Source organism: Streptomyces sp. NPDC050703, assembly GCF_040654435.1.
Classification (GTDB): domain Bacteria; phylum Actinomycetota; class Actinomycetes; order Streptomycetales; family Streptomycetaceae; genus Streptomyces.
In genome coordinates, this window is the sequence record NZ_JBFAHX010000005.1 from 161,326 (window position 1) to 185,927 (window position 24,602).

General features: G+C 75.3%; 5 protein-coding genes. 4 read left to right on the plus strand and 1 reads right to left on the minus strand.

Translation table 11 applies throughout. From position 1 onward, the window contains the following. Positions 1-161: 161 nt before the first annotated feature. Positions 162-866 carry an AfsR/SARP family transcriptional regulator gene (locus AB0I16_RS06985; protein WP_363248260.1) on the plus strand — a complete coding sequence of 235 codons (705 nt, stop codon included), beginning with the start codon at positions 162-164 and terminating at the stop codon, positions 864-866. A 56-nt stretch (positions 867-922) separates the two neighbouring features. Here the strand turns inward: AB0I16_RS06985 and AB0I16_RS06990 are convergent, their stop codons facing one another. Next, positions 923-8,032 (minus strand): amino acid adenylation domain-containing protein, encoded by a 7,110-nt coding sequence (locus tag AB0I16_RS06990; RefSeq protein WP_363248261.1) that lies wholly within the window; start codon positions 8,030-8,032, stop codon positions 923-925. 207 nt (positions 8,033-8,239) lie between these two features. Between AB0I16_RS06990 and sbnA the strand changes: the two genes are divergently transcribed. The 3 genes from sbnA to AB0I16_RS07005 are packed head-to-tail and all read left to right on the plus strand — an operon-like array spanning position 8,240 to position 24,599. Then, on the plus strand, positions 8,240-9,280 hold the full coding sequence (gene sbnA / locus AB0I16_RS06995; protein ID WP_363248262.1) for a 2,3-diaminopropionate biosynthesis protein SbnA: 1,041 nt from the start codon (positions 8,240-8,242) through the stop codon (positions 9,278-9,280). A gap of 38 nt (positions 9,281-9,318) precedes the next feature. Then, positions 9,319-17,229 carry an amino acid adenylation domain-containing protein gene (locus AB0I16_RS07000; protein WP_363248263.1) on the plus strand — a complete coding sequence of 2,637 codons (7,911 nt, stop codon included), beginning with the start codon at positions 9,319-9,321 and terminating at the stop codon, positions 17,227-17,229. Then, entirely contained in the window at positions 17,226-24,599 is a 7,374-nt protein-coding gene (locus AB0I16_RS07005) for an amino acid adenylation domain-containing protein (protein WP_363248264.1), read from the plus strand. The genes AB0I16_RS07000 and AB0I16_RS07005 overlap by 4 nt, the downstream gene beginning before the upstream one ends. Positions 24,600-24,602 lie beyond the last annotated feature (3 nt).

A 24,602-nucleotide genomic window follows, 5' to 3' on the forward strand; every position in this document is an offset into this window, starting at 1 on the left:
TCTTTCGTAGCCGGACCGCGCGGGCCACCCCCGCAACGGGGACCGGCCCACGGGCGTGAGTTGGGGGCTTATCGATGCGCTGACCGGTTACAACAGGGGGATTAGTGCAGATTTCCATTCTGGGTCCGCTACTCGTGGGGGACGGCCACAAAACGGTCGGCATGCGGGCGAAGAAGATCCGCGTCATGGTCGCCATGCTCGCGCTCAATCCGGGGCAGGTCGTCTCCTTCGACGAGCTGATAGACGAGATGTGGGGAGAGGCCCCGCTCAAGAACGCCAGGAACGCGCTCCAGGCGAACGTGAAGCGCATGCGGAAGTCGCTGGGGGAACTCGGCCTCGACGATTCCGACCAGGGTCTCGTCCGGACCGTCGACAACGGCTACGTGCTCAACGAGACCGAGGACGCCCTCGACGCCTACCGCTTCCTGCGCACCGCCGAACGCGGCGCGGGACTCGTCAACGACCGGCCCCAGGAGGCCATCGGCCTGCTGCGGGAGGCGCTCGGCATGTGGCGGGGGCCGGCGCTCCTCGACGCGAGCGACGGGCCGCGCTGCCGCGCCGTTGCGCTGCGCCTCGACGAACAGCGCAAGACCGCCCGTGAGGACCTGATCTCCGCGCAGCTCCAGGGCGGCGACGCGGCGGTCGTCATCCCGGAGCTCAAGCAGCTCCTCGCCCAGTACCCCGAGCGCGAGCGGTTCAGCGAGCAGCTGATGCTCGCGCTGTACCGCTGCGGCAGGCAGTCGGAGGCGATCGACATCTTCCACCGCACGCGCAAGCAGCTCGACCGTGACCTCGGCCTCAAGCCGAGCCGCCGCCTCGCCCACCTCTACCAGGCGATCCTCACCCAGGACCCGTCGCTCCAGTAGCGGCGCACCCGCGACACCACCGCGCCGGCGGCCCCGACGGGACCGCCGGCGCTCCGTCATGCCCGCCGCAGTGCCGCCTCCGTCGCCTCGCCGATGAGCCGCGCCGCCGCGGGGCCGAGCATCTGCTCGTGTCCGCACGGCACGTCGCGTACGTCGAGCGGCCCGCCGACGTGCGGGGCCCACCGGGCGGGCAGGTCGCCGGCCGGGCGGTCGCCGGTCGCCGCGAACAGGGTGAGCCCGCCCTCGAAGCGGCCGGGCGTGAACTCCCAGGCGATGTCGGTGTGGTGCCGCATCACACCCATCAGCCGCCGCAGGTCGTCCTCGCCGAACGCCTCGGCGTCCCCGAACTCCCCGACGTGCTCCAGGAAGTTCGCGAGGATCTCCTCGTCGGACGGCGGTACGTCCCCCGCGGCCACCGGGAAGCTGTCCAGGGCGCCCAGGAACGCCGTGCGCTCACCGGCCTCCTGGAGCTGCACGGCCATCTCGTGCGCCACGAGACCGCCGAACGACCAGCCGATGAAGTGGTACGGGCCGTGCGGCTGCACCTCCCTGACGCGCGCGACGTACGTGGCGGCGAGGGCGCGCACGTCACGCGGCCGGTCCCAGGCGGCGTCCGGTGCGATGCCCTCCGACTGGAGCGCGTAGACCGGGCGGCGCTCGTCCAGGTGCCGGGCGAGGTTCGCGTACGGCAGGCCGAAGCCCACGCCGCCGTGCACGCAGAACAGCGGGGCGGCGTCCCCGGTGGGGCGGATGGCGAGGACCGGCGTGAGCGCGCCGGAAGCGGAGGCGGAAGCGGAATCCGCCGCGGTGGCGGCAGCGGCCAGGGCGGCCACCGTCTTGTGGGTGAACACGTCCGCCAGGGAGATCCGCAGCCCCGCCTTGGCCGCGCGGCTCACCACCCGCACCGAGCGCAGGCTGTCGCCGCCGCTCGCGAAGAAGTCGGCGTCCGCGTCGGTCACCTCGTGGCCGAGCACTTCACTGAACACCTCCGCGATCACGGCCTCGGCCTCCGTCGCGGGGGACCGCCCGCCCGCGGCGACCGCGGCGGCGGCTGCGCCGGGCGCGGGCAGCGCCGCGGTGTCCAGCTTGCCGTTGGCGGTGAGCGGCAGGGCGGGCAGGGTGACCAGGGCCGCGGGGACCATGTGCTGGGGCAGCGCCGCGGCGACGTGGGCCCGCAGGACGGGGACGTCCACCTGGGCCACGCCGGGGAGCGGCACCACGTACGCGGTGAGCTGGGCGGGCCCGTCACCGTGCCGGGTGACGCGGACCGCCGCCTGCTCGATCACCGGGTGGCGGGTCAGGACGGCCTCGATCTCGCCGGGCTCGATGCGGTAGCCGCGCAGCTTCACCTGATGGTCGGCGCGGCCCACGTAGTCGAGCTGGCCGTCCCCGCGCAGTCGCACCCGGTCGCCCGTGCGGTACATGCGGGTGCCCGGCGGCCCGAACGGGTCGGCGACGAAGCGGTCGGCGGTGATGCCGGGCCGGCCGAGGTAGCCGCGCGCGAGCCCCGCGCCCGCCACGTACAGCTCCCCGGTGACGCCGGGCGGGACGGGCGCGAGCGCCGCGTCGAGCACGTACGTGCGGAAGTTGTCGAGCGGGCGGCCGATCGGCGGCCTGCCCGCGCCGTCGAGGGGGTCGCTCACGGTGGCGCAGACGGAGGTCTCCGTCGGACCGTAGGCGTTGTGGAAGGTGTGCGTCGCCGACCAGCGGCGCGCCACCGCGGGCGGGCAGGCCTCGCCGCCGACGAGCAGCAGCAGGTCGTCGGGGAGCGTGCACGTCTCGGGGATGCCGGCGACCACGGTGGGCGGCAGGACGGCGTGGTTGATCCGCTGGTCGGTGGCGAACGCGGCCAGCAGCTCGCCGGAGAGCCGTGCCTCGGCGGTGGCGAACACCAGGGTGCCGCCCGCGTACAGCGAGGCGCACAGCTCCCACACGGTCGCGTCGAAGCTGAACGAGGCGAACTGCAGGACCCGTGTGCCGGGGCCCGTGCCGAGCCGTTCCCGCTGGCCCGCGGCGAGGTTCACCGCGCCCGCGTGCGGCACGACGACGCCCTTGGGGCGGCCCGTGGACCCGGAGGTGTAGATGACGTACGCGGCGTCCCGCGGGGAGAGCGGGCGGGTCCGCTCGGCGTCGGACAGGGCGTGGCCGGCGAGGTGCCCGAGCCGTTCGCGGGTGTCCGGCGCGTCGAGGACCAGCGGGGCGCGATGCCCGGCGGGCAGCCGTCCCGCGACGGCTTCGGCGGTGATGACCTCGGCAGGTTCGGCGTCGGTGAGCATGTACGCCACGCGGTCGGCGGGGTAGTCCGGGTCGACCGGCAGATAGGCGGCGCCCGCCTTCAGGACGCCGAGCAGCGCGACGGCCGTCAGCGGCGAGCGCGGCAGGGCGAGCGCGACGACGGAGCCGGGGCCCACGCCGCGGGCCACGAGGTCCCTGGCGAGCCGGTTGGCCTCGGCGTCCAGTGCGGCGTACGTCAGCGTGCGCGCGCCGGCGGCGCCCTCGGGGGCCGGGTCGACCAGGGCCGGGTGGCCGGGGTCCCGGCGGACGTGGCTCTCGAACAGGGCGGGCAGGGTGAGCGGTGCCACTTCGGTGCGCGGTCCCGTGCCGGTGCTCAGCAGGGCGGCGCGCTCGTCGCCGGTCAGCAGGGCGAGGCGGCTCAGCGGGGCGTCGGGGTCGGTCGCCGCGGAGGCGAGCAGCGTGACCAGGGACCCCGCGAGGCGGGCCGCGGTGTCGCGGGTGAACAGGTCCTCGCTGTATTCGAGCAGGACCTCCAGGCCGCCGGGTGCGCCGTCCGCGGCCCTGACCTCGGTGACCTGGAAGGACAGGTCGAACTTGGCGGTCGTGGTGGGCGCCTTCTCCACGGTCGCTGTGAGCCCCGGCAGGCCGGGCAGCGGGTCGGCGCCCGCCTGGAAGGCCAGGATCACCTGGAACAGCGGCTGGCGGCCCAGGGAACGGGCCGGGTTCAGCTCCTCCACGAGGTGCTCGAAGGGCAGTTCGGCGTGGGCGTACGCCGTCAGGTCGGTCTCCCGGACCCGGCCGAGCAGTTCCCTGAAGGTGGGGTCGCCGCCGGTGCGGGTGCGGAGGACGAGCGTGTTCACGAAGAAGCCGACGAGGTCGCGCACCTGCTCGTCGGTGCGGCCCGCGACCGCGGAGCCGAGCGGGATGTCGTCCCCGGCGCCGAGCCGGGTGAGCAGCGCCGCGAGGCCCGCCTGGACGGTCATGAAGAGGCTGGCGCCGTCCCGCCGGGCCAGCTCGGCGAGGCGGCCGTGCACCTCGGCGGGGACGGTGCGGGTGACGTCGGAGCCGCGCCGGGTGGCGCGGGCCGGGCGCGGGAAGTCGGCGGGCAGGTCCAGCTCCTCCGGTATGTCCGCCAACTCCCGGCGCCAGTGCGCCAGTTCGCGGGCGGCGAAGCTGTCCGGGTCGTCCTTGTCGCCGAGCAGCTCGCGCTGCCAGCGCGCGTAGTCGGTGTACCGCACGGGCAGCGGCCGCCATTCGGGCGCCCGGCCCGCCGTCCTGGCCGTGTAGGCGGCGGAGAGGTCGCGGGCCAGCGGGTCCAGGGACCACCAGTCGGCGGCGATGTGGTGGAGGGTCAGGGTGAGGACGTGGGTGTCGGCGCCGAGCGCGAACAGCCGTGCCCGCAGCGGCACCTCGGCCGCCAGGTCGAACACCGTGCCCGCCTCGGCGGCGAGCGCGCCGGGCAGCTCCGCCTCGGTCAGCGGCACGTACTCCAGGCGCGCCCCGGCCTCCGCGGCCTCCGCGGGCGTCAGGACGAGCTGCGAGGGCAGGCCGTCCGCCTCGGCGAAGACGGTGCGCAGGCCGGCGTGGCGGGCCACGACGTCCGCCAGGGCCGCGGCGAGCGCGGCGGCGTCCAGCGGCCCGCTCAGGCGCAGCGCCAGGGGGATGTTGTACGTGCCCGCGCCGGAGCCCGCCGTCTCCTCGATGCCCTGCTCCTCCATGCGGGACAGGAACCAGAGCCTGCGCTGGGCGGGGGAGAGGGGCGCGGGGCCGCCCTCGGCGGAGGGGAGCAGGGGCGGGCGGTCCGGGGTGCGCTGCCCGTCGCCCCCGGCGGTGAGCGAGGCCGCGAGGGCCGCGGCGGTGCGGTGCTCGAAGAGCGCCCGGACGGGGACGTCGTCGCCCAGTTCGGCGCGGAGCCGGTTCGTCACCCGCGTCGCCGAGAGCGAGTGGCCGCCGAGCGCGAAGAAGTCCTCGTCGGGGGCGACCCGGTCGACGCCGAGCACCTCCGCGAAGACGGCGCAGAGCAGCTCCTCGTGCGCGCCGGCGGGCGCCCGCCCCGGCCCGGTGCGCTCACGGGGCGGTTCGGGCAGCGCCTTGCGGTCGATCTTGCCGTTCGGGGTGAGCGGCAGTTCGTCCAGAGGGACGTACACGGCAGGGACCATGTGTTCGGGCAACACCGCTGACGCGCGCTCCCGCAGCCGGTCGCGGTCGGCCCCTGCCGGTACGACATAGGCGGCCAGCAGGGCGTCGCCCCGCGGGCCGGTGCGGGCGGTGACCACGGCCTGGTCCACGCCCGGCTGGGCGGCGAGCACGGACTCGATCTCGCCGAGTTCGATGCGGTAGCCGCGGATCTTCACCTGGTGGTCGGTGCGGCCCGCGTACTCCAGGGAGCCGGTGGCCGGGTCCCAGCGGGCGATGTCGCCCGTGCGGTACATGCGGGTGCCGGGCGGCCCGTACGGGTCGGTGACGAAGCGTCCCGCGGTCAGGGCGGGGCGGCCGAGGTAGCCGCGGGCCACGCCGCCGCCCGCGATGTACAGCTCGCCGAAGGCGCCGTCGGGCACCGGCCGCAGGGCGGCGTCGAGCACGTACACCCGGGTGTTGTCGATGGGGCGGCCGATCGTCGGCGGCTCGCCGGGGCGCACCGCCGCCGAGGTCGACCAGATGGTGGTCTCGGTCGGGCCGTACAGGTTCGTCACCGAGGCGCAGCGCTCGGCCAGCGACTCGGCGAGCGCCTCGGGCAGGGCCTCGCCGCCGACGAGCGCGGTGAGCCCGGCCACGCTGGACGGGGCCTCGGCGACGAGCGCTTGCCAGAGCCCTGGGGTGGCCTGCATCAGCGTGGCGCCGGTCGCGGCGATGGCGGCGGCGAGCGCCTTCGGGTCGCGCACGGTCTCGCGCGGCGCGACGATCAGCTCGGCGCCGGCGGCGAGGGGGACGAAGAGCTCCAGGTTGGCGATGTCGAAGCCGAACGTCGTCACCGCGAGGAAGCGGTCGTCGGGGCCGACGCCGAAGCGCCGCAGCATGTCGCAGACGAGGTTGGTGAGCGCGCCGTGCGGCACGACGACGCCCTTGGGGCGCCCGGTGGAGCCCGAGGTGTAGATGACGTACGCGGGGTGGCCCGGGTGGACTCGCGGGGGGCCCGTGCCGGACGCGGCGTCGGCCGGCTCCTCCCCCCGCTGCCAGGCGCCGTCGCCGCCGAGCAGCCAGGCCCCGCCGGGCACGGCGTCCGCGCCGAGGCGGTCGGCGACGGAGGCGCTGGTCAGCGTCACCACGGGCGCGGCGTCGGCCAGCATGTGGCGGAGCCGGTCGGCGGGGTAGTCCGGGTCGAGCGGCAGATAGGCGGCGCCGGAGCGCAGCACGGCGAGCGCCGCGACGACGAGGTCGACGGAACGGTCGAGCGCGATGGCGACCACCCGCTCGGGCCCGGCTCCTGCGGCCCGCAGGTCGAGGGCGAGCCGTTCGGCCCTGCCGTGCAGCTCCGCGTACGTCAGGCTCCGGTCGCCGTCGCGCACGGCGGGCGCGTCCGGGGTACGGGCGGCCCACTGGGCGAGCAGCGGCGGCAGCCAGGGCGCGGGCAGCGGCCGTTCGGCACCGTCGCGCGCGCTCAGGACCCGGGAACGCTCGGCCCCGTCGAGGACGTCGAGGCGCCCGCTCGGCTCGTCGGGGCGGGCGACGGCGGCTTCGAGGAGCCGCACGAAGCGGGCGCCGAGGCGTTCGGCGTCGGCGCGGGAGAGGCGGGCCGGCACATGGTTGAGGGTGAGGCCGGTCTCGTCGCCGGGGAAGACGGTGAGGGTCAGCGGATAGTGCGTCGCCGACCGGATCTCCGCGTGCGCGCCCGCGTCGAGCGGAACCCTGCCCACCGGGAAGTTCTGGAACATCAGCGCGGTGTCGAAGAGCTCGCCCCGCACGTCCGTGAGCTGCTGGACGTCCGCGAGGGTCAGGTGCTCGTGATCGAGCAGCCCGCCCTGGCGGCGCTGCACGTCGGCGAAGAGTTCGGCGGGGGTGCGGGCCGGGTCGACGGTGACCGGGACGGGCAGGGTGTTGGCGAAGAGGCCCACCATGCGCTCGACGTCGGGCACCTGCGCGGGCCTGCCCGAGGTCACGGCGCCGAACACCACCGTCTCCTGGCCGGTGAGGCGGGACAGGAGCAGCGCCCAGCAGCCCTGCACCACGGAGTTGACGGTCAGGCCCCGGTTCCTCGCGAACGCGGCCAGGGCCTTCGACGAGGCGGCGGAGAGCCGCAGCGGCAGCGCCTCGGGCAGCGCGGCGCCGGGCGGTGCCGCCCGCCGGGCGGGCGGTACGAGGCGGGTCGGCTCGGTCACCCCGGCGAGCGCGGTGCGCCAGGCGGCGCGGGCGGCGTCCCTGTCCTGCGCCGCCAGCCAGGACAGATAGGAGCGGTACGGGGCGGCGGCCGGGAGCGCGGCGGCCGAGGCGCCGGGCCGGGCGAGCTCGACCAGCTCACGGCTGAGCGCGGCCATCGACCAGCCGTCGACGACGATGTGGTGCACCGTCCACACCAGGCGGCACCGGCCGTCCGCCGCGCGCACCAGCGTGAAGCGGTGCAGCGGCGGCTTCGCGAGGTCGAAGCGGCGTACGCGGTCCTCCTCGGCGACCCGGTCGAACGCCGCGCCGGTGTCGTCGGCGGCCGGGACCTCCACCTCCCGCCAGGGCGGCTCCACCCGCGTGGGGACCACCTGGATCGCGTCGCCGGACTTGCGGTGCCTGAAGCACGCCCGGAGGTTGGGGTGCCGTTCCAGGAGCGCGCCGGCCGCGGCCCGCAGGGAGCGCCCGCCCTCCGCAGTGAGGCCGTCCAGATCCGCCACCAGCTGGATGGTGTAGACGTCGAGACCTTCGCGGTCGTACTCGCTGAGGAACAGCAGACCCTGCTGGAGGGGCGACAGCGGAAGGACGTCGCTGATGGTGGCTGGCCGTTTCAAGCCGCGCTCCTCTACGTGCGGACAGGGGTGGTCGGATTCAGAATTGACGGCCCCGCTGACCGTCAACTGACGACGGACTGACCAAGTGCCGACGGGCCCGCGGATGCCGTCAGAGCAGTGTCAGCAGTCCGTCAGTGCATGGTCAGCCGGACCCGGAAGTCTCTACGACGAGGTCAAATCGTTGCTGCCGTCGGCCAGGAGACTCCATTGCCAGTGATATCCGCGTCGCATGAATTCGATGTCAGCGACCTCTTCGTCAATCTCCAGCCGTTCTCCGGGCGCCGTCTCTTTCTGAAGGTCGAGGGCTTCAACTTCGCGGGTTCCATCAAGCTGAAGGCCGCGCGCGAGATCGTCGCGCAGGCCGAGGCGGCCGGTGTGCTCGGCCCCGGCACGACCCTGGTGGAGTCCTCGTCCGGCAACATGGGCGTCGCCCTCGCCGTGCTCGCGGCGAGCCGCGGCTTCCGCTTCCTGTGCGTGACGGACTCCCGGTGCAACGCGGTGACCCGGCGCACGATGGAGGCCTTCGGCGCCGAGGTGCACGTCATCACGGAGCCGCACGAGACGGAGGGCTTCCTCGGCGCCCGCATCCGGCACGTCGAGGCGCTGGTCGCGGCCGACGAGAAGAAGGTCTGGCTCAACCAGTACCGCAGCCCCGGCAACTGGATGGCCCACTACCGCACCACCGCCCCCGCCATCGCCGCCCAGTTCCCCGACCTGAACGTGCTGATCGTCGGCGCGGGCACCACGGGCACCCTGATGGGCTGCGCCCGCTACTTCCGCGAGACGCGGCCCGGCGTCCGCATCGTCGCCGTGGACAGCGTCGGTTCCGTCACCTTCGGCGGCCCCGCGGGCACCCGCCACATCCCCGGGCTCGGCACCAGCGTGCGGCCCGCCCTGCTCGACGAGTCGTTCGTCGACGACGTGGTCCTCGTCCCCGAGGCGGACACCGTACGGACCTGCCGGGAGCTGATGCGGCAGGGCTTCCTCTTCGGCGGCTCCACCGGCACCGTCGTGCACGGCGCCCTCGACTGGCTGCACCGCAATTACCGCGACGAACAGGTGACGGCCGTCACCATCTCGCCCGACCTCGGCGAACGCTATATGGAATCGATTTACCACGACGAGTGGGTGCGCAACTCCTTCGCGCCCGGCGTTCTCCCGGGCGGTGCCGGAATTCAGGAAGGGCCGGATTTCGGTGATCCGGCGGACTTCGCCGCCACCGCGGGACTCGAATCCGTTTCCCGCTGAGCCCGCCGTCGAATTTCAGGTCTGAGGAGAGCATTGCGATGAAGACACCCGGGGGAGTGGCGCTGCCGCTCACGGCCGCGCAGGCCGAGATCTGGTTCGACGAGCAGTTCGCCACCGGGCCGCTGGCCTACAACATGGCGGACTGCATCGAGCTGACGGGCCCGCTCGACGCGGGGCTGCTCGGCCGCGCCCTGCGCCGCCTCGGCGAGGAGGCCGAGGGCCTGCGGGTGCGCTTCACCGATGAGGACGGCACCCCGCAGCAGAGGGTGTGCCCGCTCGGCGAACTGCCGCTCACCGTCGTCGACCTCAGCTCCGAGGCCGAGCCGCGCGCCGCCGCCGGCCGGTGGATGGAGGCCGACCTCGCCGAACCGCTGAAGGTCACCGACTTCCCGCTCTTCCGCAGCGCCCTGCTGAAGCTCGGCCCCGAGCAGCACCTGCTCTACCTGTGCATGCACCACATCCTGTCCGACGGCTACAGCCGCGCCCTGATGTACCCGAAGCTGGCCACGCTCTACGCCCAGCTCGCGGCCGGCCTCCACGAGCGCGACCTCGACGCCGCCGCCATCCCGGCCTTCCACAAGCTGGTGGACGCCGAGCGCGACTACCTCGCGTCGCGGCACGTGGAGCGCGACCGCGCCTACTGGACGGGCCGCCTCGTCGACGCCCCCGACTCCTCGCCCGAGCTGGTCTCCCTCTCCGCCCGTGAGCCCGCCCCCGGCCGCGGCACCCTGCGCCACACCGCACGCCTGACGCCCGACGCCACGAGGGCCCTGCGGGACATGGCGAGCGACGGCAAGGTCACCATGCCGGTCCTGATGGTCGCCGCCATGGCCGCCTACGTGCAGCGCGTGACCGGCGTCGCCGAACCGCTGCTCACCCTCCCGGTCACCGCCCGCGTCGGCGCCGTCAGCCGCGAGATCCCCGGCATGCTCGCCAACTACCTGCCCCTCGCGGTCCGGGTGCGCCCCGGCATGACCCGCAACCAGCTGCTGCGGTCCGCCTGGACGGAGGTCGCGGGCGCGCTCAAGCACCAGCGCTACCGGGGCGACCGGGTCCGGCGCGACATGGGCCTGCGCATCGACGACCGCCGGGCGTTCGGCCCGTTCATCAACGTCCTCAACCAGGACCCGGAGCTGGCCTTCGGCCCCGCCTGCCGCGGCGTCGTCACCAATCTGTCCACCGGCATCGTCAACGACCTGATCATGACGGTCCTGAACGGTGCCGACGGCTCCCTGGAGATCCACCTCGACGGCAACCCCGAGCTGTACGAGGACGATGAACTCGCGGCGCACCTGCACCGCTTCGAGTCCTTCGTCGGCCGGCTCGCCGCGATGGACCCGGAGACCCCGCTGGCCCGCGTCGACGTCGTCGCGCCCGGCGAGACGGCGGGCCTGCTGCACGGTCCCGCACGGGACGACGCGTACGAGGGTGTCGTCGAACTGGTGCGCGCCATGGCCGCCCGTACCCCCGACGCGCCCGCCGTCGTGGACCCCGCGGGGACCGTCACGTACGCGGAGCTGGTGCGGCGCGCGGGCGGTGTCGCGGCACGGCTCGAAGCCGCCGCGGTCCCCGAGCGGTCGGTCGTCGCGGTGCTCGCCGATCCGGGGACGCCGTTCGTCGCGGGCATCCTCGGCGTGCTCGGCGCGGGCTGCGCCTGGCTGCCGCTCGACCCGGCGGCCCCGCACGCGCGCAACGCCGGCCTGCTGCGGGACAGCGGGGCGCGACTGCTGCTCGTCGGTGCCGAGCACGAGGACGTGGCGCTGGCCTTCGCGGGCGAGGTGCCCGTGCTGCCGCTCGCGGCCCCCGAGGACGCGCTGAACACCAGGGAACTCCCCGCCCTCGGCGGCGGTCTCGACCTGGCGTACGTGATGTTCACGTCCGGGTCCACGGGCCGTCCGAAGGGCGCGATGGTGCACCGCGCCGGCATGGTCAACCACCTGTGGGCGAAGGTCGGCGACCTGGACCTGACGGCGGGCGAGGCGGTGGTGCAGAACGCGCCGCTGACCTTCGACGTCTCGGTCTGGCAGATGCTGGCCCCGCTCATCGTGGGCGGCCGGGTGCGGGTCTCGGGCGTGGAGATGGCGGCGGACCCGGCGGCGCTCTTCGGGGCCGTACGGGACGAGCGCGTGGAAGTCCTCGAAGTCGTGCCGTCCCTCCTGCGGGCCGCCCTGGACTCCTGGGACGTCGAGGAGATCACCCCGGAACTGCCGGCCCTGCGGTGGCTGATGGTGACGGGCGAGGCGCTGCCGGTGGACCTGTGCGAGCGGTGGTTCGCGCGCTTCCCGCAGGTGCCGCTGATGAACGCCTACGGTCCCACCGAGTGCTCGGACGACGTCACCCATGCGGTGATCCGTGCCGGGGACCGGCAGCCCAGCGGGCGTGTCCCGATCGGCGGCGCGGTGCGCAACACGCGGCTGTACGTGCTGAGCGACGAGCTGCGGCCGGTGCCGGTCGGTGTCCCCGGCGAGCTGTACGTGGGCGGCGCCGGTGTCGGCCGGGGGTACCTCGACGATCCCGTACGCACGGCGGGCACGTTCATGGCGGACCCGTTCGCCGGGGCGGGCAAGCGGATGTACCGCACCGGTGACCGCGTGGTGCAGCGCCCCGACGGGCAGCTGGAGTTCATCGAGCGCCGCGACCACCAGGTCAAGATCCGTGGCCGCCGCGTCGAGACCGGCGAGATCGAGACCGTCATCCGCTCACTCGGCTCCGTGGCCGACGCCGCCGTGGCCGTGCTGCCCGACGCATCGGGCAACCCGCGCCTGGTCGCCTACCTCACCGGCGAGCACGTCGACGCCTCCCGCGTCCGCACCGAACTCGCGGGCCTCCTCCCCGAGTACATGGTCCCCTCGACCTGGCTCGTGCTCGACGCGATGCCACTGACCGCCAACGGCAAGCTGGACCGCAAGGCCCTGCCCGAGCCCGCCGGGAGCGACCAGGCGAGCACCCGGCGCGGCCCCCGCGACGAGCGCGAACGCCTCCTCACCGGCATCTTCGGCGACGTGCTCGGCATCACCGACCTCGGCATCGACGAGGACTTCTTCGTCCTCGGCGGCGACAGCATCCGCTCCATCCAGGTCGTCAGCCGCGCCCGCAAGGCCGGACTCGCCCTCACCACCCGCGACGTCTTCACCCGCAAGACCGTCGCCGCCCTCGCCGCCGTCGCCACCGAGGCGGACACCGCCGCGAGGACCACGGCCGACGACGGCACCGGCGTCGTCGACCTCACGCCGATCGCCGCCCAGCTCCACGAGGACACCCGCACCCTGAGCGGCCCCGTGGTCAAGTACAGCCAGCACGTCGTCGTCCGCGTCCCCGCGGGCCTCGACGCCGCCCGGCTCGACGCCGCGCTGCACACCCTCGTCGACCACCACGACGCCCTGCGCCTGCGCGCCCACGAGCCGGCGCCCGGCCTCTGGCAGCTCGACGTACTGCCGAAGGGGTCCCTCGCGGGCACCGGGCTGGTCACCGAGACCGACGCGTCGGCCGCCAAGGACCTGCCGGGCTTCGCCGAACGCCAGGCCGCCGCCGCCCGCGCCCGGCTCGACCCCACCGCCGGGGTCATGATCCAGGCGGTGCTGCTGCGCACCGGGGCGGCCGACGACACCGACCGCCTCGTCATCGCCGCCCACCACCTCGTCGTCGACGGCGTCTCCTGGCGCATCCTGCTGCCCGACCTCGCCGACGCCTGCGCGGGCCGCACCCCCGAACCCGTCGGCACCTCCTACCGCGCCTGGTCCCGGCTGCTCACCGAGCAGGCCCGCACCGAGGTGCGGGGCCCCGAACTCGCCCTGTGGCAGCGCACCCTCGCCGGCCCCGACCCGCTGGTCGGCACCCGCAGGCTCGACCCGGCCAAGGACGTGTACGGCACCATCCGCACCCTGCGCCTCGAACTGCCGCCGCACGTCACGGCCCCGCTCCTCACCGACGTGCCCGCGGCCTTCCGCGCCGAGGTCAACGACGTCCTGCTGACCGGCCTCGCGCTCGCCGTCGCCGACTGGCGCAGGCGCCACGGCCACGCCCACTACACGCAGACCCTCATCGAGCTGGAGGGCCACGGCCGCGAGCAGCTCGCCGACGACCTGGACCTGTCCCGCACCGTCGGCTGGTTCACCAGCGCCTTCCCCGTCCGGCTCGACCCCGGCACGCTGGACTGGGACGAGGTGTGGGCCGGCGGCCCCGCCCTCGCGACCGCCCTCAAGCGCGTCAAGGAGTGCCTGCGCGAACTGCCCGACCGGGGCGTCGGCTTCGGCCTGCTCCGCTACCTCAACCCGCACGCCGCCCGCACCCTGGCCGCGTACGACAGGCCGCAGATCGGCTTCAACTACATGGGCCGCTTCGACACGCGCGACGCGGCCCTGTGGGAGCCCGCGGGCGGTGACGGCGTCGTCGGCACCGGCGCGCACCCCGGCATGCCGCTGCCGCACCTCCTCGACGTCACCCCGGCGACCGAGGACCGCGCCGACGGGCCGCACCTGATCGCCAACTGGACCTGGGCGGGCGAGTCGGTCTCCGCCGAGGACGCGGCCGACGTGGCGCACACCTGGTTCCGGGCCCTTGAGGTCCTCGCCGCGCACGCCCCGCGCGCCGGCGGCCTGACGCCATCGGACCTGCCGCTGGTCGCGGTGGAGCAGACGGAGATCGAGACGTACGAGCGCGAGCTCGCGGAGCTGGCACCGGCCGCCCGCCTCACCGACGTGCTGCCCCTGACCCCGCTCCAGCAGGGCATGCTCTTCCACGCCGAGCTGGCGGAAGCGGCCGGGGGCGCGGACGGTGCCGACGCCGACGCCGTCGATGTGTACACCCTCCAGATCGTCACCGACCTCGAAGGCACCGTCGACCCCGCGGCCCTGCGCGCCGCCGGCGCGGAGCTGCTGCGCCGCCACCCCAACCTGCGTGCCTGCTTCCGGGCCAGGGAGTCGGGCGAGCCCGTGCAGCTCGTCCCCGACACCGTCGAGCTGCCCTGGTGCGAGGCCGACCTGACCACGCTGCCCGAGGCCGGGCGCGCCGCCGCCCTCGCGCGGCTCACCGAGGAGGAGCGCACCCGCCGCTTCGACCTGACGAGCCCCCCGCTGCTGCGGTTCACCCTGGCCAAGGTGGCCGAGGGGGAGTACCGCTTCATCTGGACGAGCCACCACGTCCTCGTCGACGGCTGGTCGATGCCGCTGCTCGTCCGCGAGCTGTTCACGCTCTGCGAGGACGGCGCGAGCGCCGCCCTTCCGGACGTCGTCCCCTATCGGGACCACCTCGCCTGGCTCGCGGTCCAGGACCGCGACGCCGCCCGCGCCGCCTGGCGCGCCGCGCTCGCCGGGGTCGACGAGCCCACCCTCCTGACCGCGGCCGACCCGCACCGCGTCCCCGCCCTGCCGGACTCCGTGCACCTGGAGGTCCCGCGCGACCTCACCGCGGAACTGGCCGCCTGGGCGCGCGGCCGCGGCCTCACCCTGAACACCGTGGTGCAGGGCTGCTGGGCGGTGCTCGTCGGCCGGCTCACCGGGCGCCAGGACGTGGTGTTCGGGGCGGTCACCTCCGGGCGGCCCGCCGAGGTGCCCGGCGTCGAGTCGATGGTCGGCATGTTCCTGAACACCGTGCCCGTACGGGCCCGCCTGGCCCCGGACACGACACTGGCCCAGCTGCTCACCGCCCTCCAGGAGCAGCAGACCGAGCTGCTCGCGCACGAGCACCTCGGCCTCGCCGAGATCCTGAAGGCGGCCGGGCTCGGCGGCGAGGTCTTCGACACCGTCCTGCTCTTCGAGAACTTCCCGCTGGACGCCGACGGCATGGACAGCGGCTCCTCCGGCGTGCGGGTCGTGCGCGCCGAGGCCAGGGACGCCAGGCACCACCCGCTGTCCATGGCCGTGTACCCGGGCGAGAGCCTGAGCCTGCGCCTGGACTACGCCCCCGACCTGTTCGGGCGCGCGGACGTGGAACAGCTCGCCGCCCGGTTCACCCGGCTCCTGCGCACGGTCGCCGACACCCCCGAACTGCCGCTGGCCCGCGTCGACGTGGTCCTGCCCGACGCGCGGGACGGCCTGCTCGGCGAGTGGGACCCGGCGCAGGTGGAGGAGAGCGTCGGCGTCATGGAGCGGGTGCGGTCCGTGGCCGCGCGCATCCCCGACGAGACCGCGGTCACCGACCCGGACGGGTCCGTCACCTACGGGCGGCTCGTGGCGCTCGCCGGCGGCCTCAGCACCGCCCTGACCGGGGCCGGGGCCGAGGTGGGCACGGTCGCGGCGATGCTCTGCGACCCCGGTGTGCCCTTCGTCGGCGGCATCCTCGGCGTGCTCGGCGCGGGCGCCGCGTGGCTGCCGCTCGACCCGGCGGCGCCCGACGCGCGCAACGCGGGCCTGCTACGGGACAGCGGGGCCCGGTTCCTCCTCGCGGGCCCCGGCCACGAGGCCCGCGCCCACGAGCTGGCGGCCGGTACGCCCGTCACCGTCCTGTCCCTCGCGGAGACGCTCACGCCCGCCGCCACCCTGCCGCCCTGCCTCGGCGGCGGTCTCGACCTGGCGTACGTGATGTTCACGTCCGGGTCCACGGGCCGTCCGAAGGGCGCGATGGTGCACCGCGCGGGCATGGTCAACCACCTGTGGGCGAAGGTCGGCGACCTGGACCTGACGGCGGGCGAGACGGTGGTGCAGAACGCGCCGCTGACCTTCGACGTCTCGGTCTGGCAGATGCTGGCCCCGCTGGTGGTCGGCGGCCGGGTCCGCGTCTCCGGCGTGGAGATGGCCGCCGACCCGGCGGCGCTCTTCGGCGCCGTACGGGACGAGCGCGTGGAAGTCCTCGAAGTCGTGCCCTCGCTGCTCCGCGCGGCCCTCGACGCCTGGGACCTGGAGGACGCCGCCCCCGAACTGCCTGCCCTGCGGTGGCTGATGGTGACGGGCGAGGCGCTGCCGGTGGATCTGTGCGAGCGGTGGTTCGCGCGCTTCCCGCTGGTGCCGCTGATGAACGCCTACGGCCCGACCGAGTGCTCGGACGACGTCACCCATGCGGTGATCCGTGCCGGTGACCGGCAGCCCAGCGGGCGTGTCCCGATCGGCGGCGCGGTGCGCAACACGCGGCTGTACGTGCTGAGCGACGAGCTGCGGCCCGTACCCGCCGGCGTCCCCGGCGAGCTGTACGTGGGCGGCGCCGGTGTCGGCCGGGGGTACCTCGACGATCCCGTACGCACGGCGGGCACGTTCATGGCGGACCCGTTCGCCGGGGCGGGCAAGCGGATGTACCGCACGGGCGACCGCGTGGTCCAGCGCCCCGACGGGCAGTTGGAGTTCATCGAGCGCCGCGACCACCAGGTCAAGATCCGTGGCCGCCGCGTGGAGCTCGGCGAGATCGAGGCCGTGCTGCGCTCCCTGGAGCCGGTGACCGACGCGGCCGTGGCCGTGCTGCCCGACGCCTCCGGCAACAGCCGCCTCGTCGGCTACCTCACCGGGGACGGGCTCACCGGGCCCGACGACGCGGAGCCGGTGCGCGCCCGCGCCGCCGCCCTGCTGCCCGAGTACATGGTCCCCTCGACCTGGCTGATCCTGGACGCGATGCCGCTGACGGCCAACGGCAAGCTGGACCGCAAGGCCCTGCCCGAGCCCGCCGGGAGCGACCAGGCGAGCACCCGGCGCGGCCCGCGCGACGAGCGTGAACGCCTGCTGACCGGCATCTTCGCTGACGTGCTCGGCATCACCGACCTCGGCATCGACGAGGACTTCTTCGTCCTCGGCGGCGACAGCATCCGCTCCATCCAGGTCGTCAGCCGCGCCCGCAAGGCCGGACTCGCCCTCACCACCCGCGACGTCTTCGCGCACAAGACCGTCGCCGCGCTCGCCGCGGTGGCCGGTGCCGCGGACGACGTGGTGGAGACGGCCGTGCCGGACGTCCCCGAGGGCGGGCTCGTCACGCTCGACGACGACGAGCTGGCCGACCTCGAACTCGAACTGAGCGAGGAGTTGTCGTGACCGGACAGGTGACACCGGCCAAGGGCCGGGCGCGGATCAGCGAGGTCCTGCCGCTGTCCCCGCTCCAGGAGGGACTGCTCTTCCTCACCGGGCAGGCGACCGGGCAGGCGACGGCGCACGCCGCCGGGCCCGACCCGTACACGCTCCAGTTCACCGCCGACATCGAGGGCGGGGACGCCGGGGGCGCCGAGGGCGGGGACGTCGCGGGGCGGCTGCGCGCCGCGGCGACCGTGCTCCTCACGCGCCACCCGAACCTGCGGGCCTGCTTCCGCAACCGCAAGAACGGCGAACCCGTCCAGCTCGTCCTGCACGCCGATGACGTGCCGCTCCCCTGGAGCGAGCGGGACCTGACGCACCTGACGGGCGACGCCCTCGAAGCGGAGGCCGGGCGCATCGCCGCCGAGGACCGGCTGCGCGGCTTCGACCCCGCGAAGCCGCCGCTGATGCGCTTCACGCTGCTGCGGCTCGGCGGCGGCAGGCACCGCCTGCTCTGGTCCGTGCACCACATCCTGATGGACGGCTGGTCGCTGCCGCTCGCGGTGCGCGAACTCCTCGAACTCGCCGCCGCCGGCGGCGCGGACCGCCTCCCCGCGCCCGCGCCCTACCGCTCCTTCCTCGGCTGGCTCGGCGGCAGGGACCGCGAGGCGGCCCGCCGCGCCTGGGCGCGGACGCTCAGCGGCGTGGAGGACCCCGTGCACCTGGTGCCGCCGAGCCCGGCCGGTACCGCCCGCGCGCTCCCGCTGGACCTGCGCCGCACCCTCGGCGCGGACCGCACCGCCGCGCTCACCGCCTGGTGCCGCACCGCGGGCGTCACCCTCAGCTCCGTGGTACAGGGCTGCTGGGCGGTGCTCCTCGGCCGCCTCACCGGGCGCCAGGACGTGGTATTCGGGGCGGTCACCTCGGGGCGGCCCGCCGAGGTGCCCGGCGTCGAGTCCATGATCGGGCTCTTCGCCAACACCCTGCCGGTCCGCGCGGACGTGCGGCCGGGGCTGCGCGCCTCGGAGCTGTTCCGGGCCCTCGCCGCGCAGCGCCTGGAGATGATGCCGCACGAGCACCTGCCGCTCGCCGAGGCCCAGGCCGCCTGCGGGGTGCGGGGCGAGCTGTTCGACACCGTCCTGGCCTTCCAGAACTATCCGCTGGACGAGGAGAACCTGCTCCGGGGCGGCGGAACCGGCGTGAGCGGCGCCCGGGCGCACACGGCCACGCACTACCCGCTCGGCCTGACGGTGCATCCCGGCGACGTCATCGACGTACGGCTGTCGTACGCGCCGGACCGGGTGGCGGCCGACCGGGCCGCCGACATCCTCGGCCGGCTCATCGGGGTCCTCGCCGCGGTCGCCGACGACCCCGAGGTGCTGCTGGCGCGGCTCGGCGGCATCGCGGAGGCCGAGCGCCGCCGCATCCTGGACGAGTGGAGCGGCGGTACCGCGGAGCCCGGCGCGGGCGCCACCATCCCCGAGCTGTTCGCGGCGCGGGCCGCCCGTACGCCCGACGCGACGGCCCTCACCGTCCCCGCCGACGGCACGGCCGCGCGCGTCGAGCTGAGCTACCGCGAGCTCGACGCCCGCGCCAACCGGCTCGCGCACCACCTCGTCGAGCACGGCGCGGGCCCCGAGACGTTCGTGGCGCTCGCCCTGCCGCGCGGTGCCGACCTCGTCGTCGCCGTCCTCGCCGTCCTGAAGGCGGGCGCCGCCTATCTGCCGGTCGACCCGTCCTACCCGGCCGACCGCATCGCCCACACCCTCGCCGACGCGCGGCCCCCGCTCGTCCTGACCACCTCCGGCGCCGGTCTGCCGGAGGTGCCGGGCGCAAGGGCCGTGCACCTGGACTCCGCCGCCGTACGCGACGCGGTCGCCGCCCGCCCCGCCACGGCCCCGCGCACCCGGGTGCGGCCCGAGCACCCCGCGTACGTCATCTACACGTCCGGCTCGACGGGCCGCCCCAAGGGCGTCGTCGTGCCGCATGCCAACGTGGCGCGGCTGCTCGGCGCCACCGACGCCTGGTTCGGGTTCGGCGGCGACGACGTGTGGACGCTGTTCCACTCCATCGCCTTCGACTTCACGGTCTGGGAGCTGTGGGGCGCGCTGCTGTACGGCGGCCGGCTCGTCGTCGTGCCGTACGACGTGTCGCGCTCGCCCGACGCCTTCCTCCGCCTGCTCGCGAGCGAACGCGTCACCGTCCTCAACCAGACGCCGTCCGCCTTCTACCAGCTCATGCGCGCCGACGCCGAGCACCGGCCCGAACTCGCGCTGCGGTACGTCGTGTTCGGCGGGGAGGCGCTCGACATCGGCAGGCTCACGGGCTGGTACGAGCGGCACGCGGACGACGCGCCGCGCCTGGTCAACATGTACGGCATCACCGAGACCACGGTCCACGTCTCCCACCAGGAACTCGACGCCGCCCGCGCGGAAGCCGGCGAGGGCAGCACCATCGGCCGCGGCATCCCCGACCTGCGGGTGTACCTCCTGGACGGCGCGCTCCAGCCGGTGCCCGCCGGGGTGCGCGGCGAGCTGTACGTCGCCGGGCCCGGCCTCGCGCGCGGCTACCTGAACCGGCCCGCCCTGACCTCCGGACGGTTCGTGGCCTGCCCCTTCGGCGGGCCCGGCGCCCGCATGTACCGCACGGGCGACCTCGCGCGGTGGCGCGCCGACGGCACCCTGGAGTACCTCGGCCGCGCCGACCAGCAGGTCCAGCTCCGCGGCTTCCGCGTGGAGCCCGGCGAGATCGGCACCGTCCTCGAACGGCACCCCGCGGTGGCGCAGGCCGCCGTCGTCGTCCGCGAGGACCGCGAGGGCGACCAGCGGCTCGTCGCCTACGTGGTCCCCACCGGGCAGGGCGCCGACGCCGACGCGCTGCGGGCCTTCGCCGGTGAGCGGCTGCCCGGCCACATGGTCCCGTCCGCCGTCGTGCCGCTGGACGCGCTGCCGCTGACCGCCAACGGCAAACTGGACCGGGCCGCCCTGCCCGCGCCCACGTACGCCACGACCGACCGGGCCCCGCGCACCGCCGACGAGCGGCTGCTGTGCGGTGTCTTCGCGGAGGTGCTCGGCCTCGAACGCGTCGGCGTGGACGACGACTTCTTCGCGCTCGGCGGCCACTCGCTGCTCGCCACGCGGATCGTGAACCGGGCCCGCGCCGAACTCGGCGCCGACCTCGGGGTGCGCGACCTCTTCGAGGCGCCGTCGGTGGCACGGCTCGCCGCCCGCGTCGACGAGCGGCGCGCCGAGGCCGGGCAGCGCGCCGAGGGCGAGCGCGGGCGTCCCGAGCTGGTTCCCGTCCGACGCCCCGACGTCGTCCCGCTGTCGTACGCGCAGCAGCGCCTGTGGTTCATCGAGCGGCTCGGGGCGCCCGCCGGGCTCTACAACATCCCCCTCGCCGTGCGGCTCACCGGCCACCTCGACGCCGGGGCGCTGACCGCGGCGCTGCGTGACGTCGTCGCCCGGCACGAGGCGCTGCGCACCGTCTTCCCGGCCACCGCCGGGACCACCGAGACCTCCGGCGGCGGGTTCACCCCCGGGCGCGCCGCCGGAGCCGAGGAAGGCGCCACCCCCCCAGGTGCCGCCTCCCGGGGCGTCGGCCGGGCCGGGCAGCAGGTGCTCGCCCCCGCCGACGCCCCCGTTCACCTGCCCGTCACCGAGATCGCCGGGGCGGCGCTCGACGCCGCGCTCGCCGCCGAGGCCGCCCGCGGCTTCGACCTGGAGCATCAGCCGCCGCTGCGGGCCCGCCTGTTCGCCACCGGGCCCGACGAGCACGTCCTGCTCATCGTGGTGCACCACATCGCCGCCGACGGCTGGTCCCTCGCCCCGCTCGCCCGTGACCTCACCGAGGCGTACGCGGCCCGCCGCGCCGGAGCCGCGCCGGCGTGGGCACCGCTGCCGGTGCAGTACGCCGACTACACGCTCTGGCAGCGGCGGCTCCTCGGCGACGAGAGCGACCCGCGCGGCGAACTGTCCCGGCAGCTCGCCCACTGGAGGACCGCGCTCGCCGGGCTCCCCGACGAGCTCGACCTGCCCTTCGACCGCCCGCGCGGCGCCCGCGCCGACCACCGCGGCGGCTCGGTGCGCATGGCCGTGCCCGCCGAGGTGGCCGCGGGCCTCAGGGCGGCGGCGCGGGAGTGGGGCGTCAGCGTCTTCATGCTGCTCCAGGCGGGCCTCGCCGCGACGCTGACGCGGCTCGGCGCGGGCACCGACATCCCGCTCGGCAGCCCCGTCGCGGGCCGCTCCGACGAACGCCTCGCCGATCTCGTCGGCGTCTTCGTCAACACCCTCGTGCTGCGCACCGACACCAGCGGCGACCCCGCCTTCCGCACCCTCGTGGAGCGGGTCAAGGTGTACGACCTCGCCGCCTACCAGCACCAGGACGTGCCGTTCGAGAAGCTCGTCGAGGCCCTCAACCCCGAGCGGTCGCGCGCCCGCCACCCGCTGTTCCAGGTCATGCTCGGCCTGGAGAACGCGGACCGTTCCGCCACGGTGACCGTCGACCCCGAACTGTCCATGGACGTCGTCCCGGTGGCCGGGGCCACGGCCAAGTGGGACCTGTTCTTCCAGCTCACCGAGGACGCGGGCGACGAGGGCCGGATCGGCCTCGCCGTCGAGTACAGCGCGAGCCTCTTCGAGGAGAGCACCGCACGCCGCATCGCCGACGCCTACCTGCGGCTGCTCGCCGGAGCGCTGGCCGACCCCGCGCGCCCGCTCTCCGGCCTCGACATCCTGCCGGCACGGGAGCGCGCCGCCCTGCTCGCGCTCGGCACCAACGACGCGCCCGCGCCCGCCGGAACCGTCACCGCGGCCTTCGCGCGCCAGGCGCGGGCCACGCCGGACGCGGTGGCCCTGCTGCACGGCGAAGGAGGCGCGCTGACCCTCACATACGGGGCCCTCGACGCCCGCGCCAACCGCCTCGCCCAGCACCTGATCGCCGCACACGGCGTGCGCCGCGGCGACGTCGTCGCCCTGCGCCTTGAGCGCGGCCCGCTGACCGTCGTCACCCTGCTCGCCATCGCCAGGACGGGCGCCGCCTACCTGCCGCTGGACCCGCAGCACCCGGCCGACCGCGTGCGCGCCATGCTGACGGACAGCGGCGCCCGGCTGCTCCTGACCGAGGAGTCGGCGGGGGACGCCGCGTACGACGGCGTGCGGACCGTCGTCCTCGACGCGTCCGCCACCCGCGCCGCCGTCGAGGCCGCCCCCGCCACGGCCCCGGACGTGCGCCTCGCGCCCGACGACCTGCTCTACGTCATCTACACCTCCGGCTCCACGGGACGGCCCAAGGGCGTCGCGGTGTCGCACCGGGCCGCGCTGCGCCTCGTGCACGGCCTCACCCACCTCGGGGTGGGCGGCGACGACACCTTCGTGTACTTCGCGCCCGTCGCCTTCGACGCCTCGACCTTCGAGATCTGGGCGCCGCTGCTGCACGGCGCCCGGCTCGCCGTGACCCCCGCGGGACCCGCGGAGCCCACCGCGATCGGCGCGTTCCTGCGGGCCACGGGGGTGAGCGTCGCGTTCTTCACCACGCAGCTCGTCAACGTCCTCGCCGACACCGCGCCCGACGCCCTCGCCACGCTGCGGCTGCTGCTCACCGGCGGCGAGGCGCACTCCGTCGACCACATCGCCCGGCTGCGGGCCGCGCTGCCCGGCCTCACCCTCGTCAACATCTACGGGCCGACCGAGGTGACCACGTTCGCGCTCTCGCACACCGTGGCCGACGACCCCTCCGGCGCCTCGAACATCCCGGTCGGCCTGCCCATCGGCGGCACCCGCTGCTACGTGCTCGACGCGGCCCTGCGGCCCGTGCCGCGCGGCGTGGTCGGCGAGCTGTACCTGGCGGGGGCCGGGCTCGCGCGCGGCTACCTCGGCAGACCGGGACCGACCGCCGAGCGCTTCGTGGCCGACCCCTACGGGCCCGCGGGCACCCGGATGTACCGCACGGGCGACCTGGTGCGCTGGAACACCGCGGGGCTCATCGAGTACGTCGGCCGCGACGACCACCAGGTCAAGGTCCGCGGCTACCGCATCGAACTGACCGAGATCGAACGCGCCCTGACCGCGCACCCCGCCGTCGCCCGCGCCGCCGTCCTCGCCCCGCGCACCGCCACCGGACGCGAACTCGTCGCGTACGTCGTGCCCGCGTCGCCCGGTGCCCGCCCCGAGGCCGAGCGGCTCCGAGCCCACCTGGGCCGGACCCTGCCCGGCTACATGGTCCCGGCCGCGTACGCCTTCCTCGGCGAGCTTCCGCTCACCGTCAACGGCAAGCTCGACACCCGCGCCCTGCCCGCCCCCGGGACCGTCGACCGCCCTGCCTCCCGGACGGCACGCGCACCCCGCGACGCGGCCGAACGCGCCCTGGCCGAGGCCGTGCGCGAAGTCCTCGGCACCGCCGACGTCGGCCTCGACGACGGCTTCTTCGCCCTCGGCGGCGACAGCCTCAAGGCCATCCGCCTGGTGAACGCCGCCGCCCGCCGCGGGCTCCGGCTGAGCCTCGGCGACGTCTTCGAGCACCGCACCGTCGAAGCCCTCGCCGCGGCGGGCGGCACCGCGGGCGACGGCCTCGACACGCTGGCCCCCGTCCTGCCGATCAGGGCGGGCGGCACCCTGCCGCCGCTGTTCTGCGTGCACGGCGGCCTCGGGTTCGCCGTCCCGTTCGCCGCGCTCGCCGAACACCTCGACCCGCGCCGCCCCGTCATCGGCCTCCAGGCGCGCGGCATCGCCGCCGCCGAACCGCTGCCGGCCGGCCTCACCGAGGTCGCCGACGACTACGTGCGCAAGATCCGCGCCGTCCAGCCGCACGGCCCCTACCACCTGCTCGGCTGGTCCTACGGCGGCGTCGTCGCCCACGAGATGGCGGTACGGCTGCGCGAGGCGGGCGAGGACGTCGCGTACCTCGCGAACCTCGACGCCTACCCCGACGACGCGCGCGGCGCCCGGCCCGACGACGCGGAGTTCCTCGCGGAATTCCTCACGGAGGCGGGCGTCGACGCGGGAGCGCTCACCGAACTCACCCCCCGGACGGTCACCGCGCTGCTGCGCTCCGACCCCGGCAGCCCCCTCGCCGCCTTCGACGTCGCCACCCTGGAGCGCCTCCTGAAGGTGATGCGCAACAACCTGAACCTCTTCCGGCGCTTCACGCCGGGCGTTCTCGACGGCCCGATGACGCTCTTCGTCGCCGCCGAGGGACTCGACGCCGACGAGCGCGGCCTGAAGGCCAAGAGCTGGGAGCCGCACCTCACCGGCGCGGCGGGACGGCTCCGCACCCACGACGTGCCCTGCGGACACCAGGACATGATGCGGCCCGCCCCGGCGGCCCACATCGGGCGCCGCGTCGAAGAGGCCCTCGCGGCCCTCGACCGCGCCAGGACCACCACGCACACCCACTGAACA